The 1,608-nt window shown below is 37.1% G+C and carries 1 protein-coding gene; it reads left to right on the forward strand.

Features of this window, described 5'->3' with window-relative positions:
* Positions 1–157 precede the first annotated feature (157 nt).
* Positions 158–1,459: a group II intron reverse transcriptase/maturase gene (gene ltrA, locus TR08_RS18850; RefSeq protein ID WP_045520829.1), complete on the forward strand. Its 1,302-nt coding sequence runs from the start codon at positions 158–160 to the stop codon at positions 1,457–1,459.
* Positions 1,460–1,608: the final 149 nt, after the last annotated feature.

The raw sequence follows: 1,608 nt of genomic DNA on the forward strand, positions 1-1,608 counted from the left end.
GGATTACGGGAAAACTGTACGATCCGTTTGATTGAGCGGACGGAGGAAGGCTTTTGCCGACCTCCTTCGACTCTACACCAATGATTATCATGACAGCACAACATGATATAGGGAAGGACCTCTACTTTGTTCATGTGTTTAAAGGAGGTAAGAGTAAGTGAATGCTATGAAATTAGCTAACTACACCGATGTAAAAGCTCAAGAACTTTGGAAAACACTATACCTATGTGTCAAGGAGAATCCGAAACGTAAGTTTCATGCTTTATATGATAAAGTATATCGACCTGATATATTACTACAAGCCTGGAAGCGTGTAAAAAGAAAGAAAGGTAGTGGAGGAGTAGACGGACAAACGATTGAAGAAATCGTTACTAGCTATGGGGAAAGAAAATTCTTAAATGAGTTGTATACTCAGCTAAAAGAGAATAAATATAATCCAAGCCCTGTATTAAGAACGTATATTCCAAAAGAGAATGGAAAGAAGAGACCATTAGGGATTCCGACTATAAAAGACAGAGTGGTACAAATGGCTACAAAGATGGTTATTGAACCGATATTTGAAGCGGATTTTCAAGAATGCTCTTTTGGTTTTCGCCCAAAAAGAAATGCACACCAAGCAATGGCTAGCATAAGAGAGGCAAGCAAAAGAAGTTCATGGGTAGTGGACGTAGATATTCAAGGATATTTCGACAACATAAACCAAGAAAAGTTGTTAAAATTAATAGAACAGAAAATCAATGACCGCAGAATTTTAAAGTTAATTCGAAAATGGTTACGTGCTGGGATAATGGAAGAAGGTAAAGTTAGAAATCCCCTAATGGGGACACCACAAGGAGGAGTGATTTCTCCTTTACTAGCAAATATTTATCTAAATACATTGGACAAGCTTTGGTTAAAGAAATTCCATCACCTAGGAGAACTAATTCGTTATGCAGATGATCTTGTAATATTAACAAGAACAAAACAACAAGCGATTGATAGTATACAAGTATTACAGGCTATTATGAAAAAGCTAGACTTGACTATTAATCGGGACAAATCAAAACTGGTCCACTTGTTTGATAATAAAGAGGGGTTTGATTTCCTAGGTTTCCACAATCGTAAATTCGAAGTACATAATAAAGGGGGAAGACCCTTTTACGCTATGGCTCATATTCCGAAGAAGAATGCCATGATAAAGATGAGAGCAAAGATTAAGGCATATACAGAGCCAAGAACCAAATTATATTTAGACATAAGAGAATTGGTAAAGGGATTAAATAGAAAACTGCAAGGTTTTAAGAACTATTACAAGATTTCACCAATTGCGTATAAGTGGCTAAATCAGATTGATTGGTATGTGCTCGAAAGGCTCACACTCTTTTACAACAAGAAAAAGAACACCAGAAGAAAACATGGTAACTTAAAGACTATTCAGGAGGAAGTAAACCATTTAATCGTGAAACTAGCACGGAATTAACCGTAATGCACAAGAAAGAAGAACATCGGAAAGCCGTATGAGGGAAAACTTCACGTACGGTTTGATGAGGGTTGCGCCTTGAAAGCTCAAGGAATACATGCGACTTGAAATAGTCGTCTAGATAATGCTTAGCCAGCAGTCTTGTACCG

This window comes from Neobacillus niacini (assembly GCF_000759675.1).
In the GTDB taxonomy this organism is placed as follows: domain Bacteria; phylum Bacillota; class Bacilli; order Bacillales; family Cytobacillaceae; genus Neobacillus; species Neobacillus niacini_A.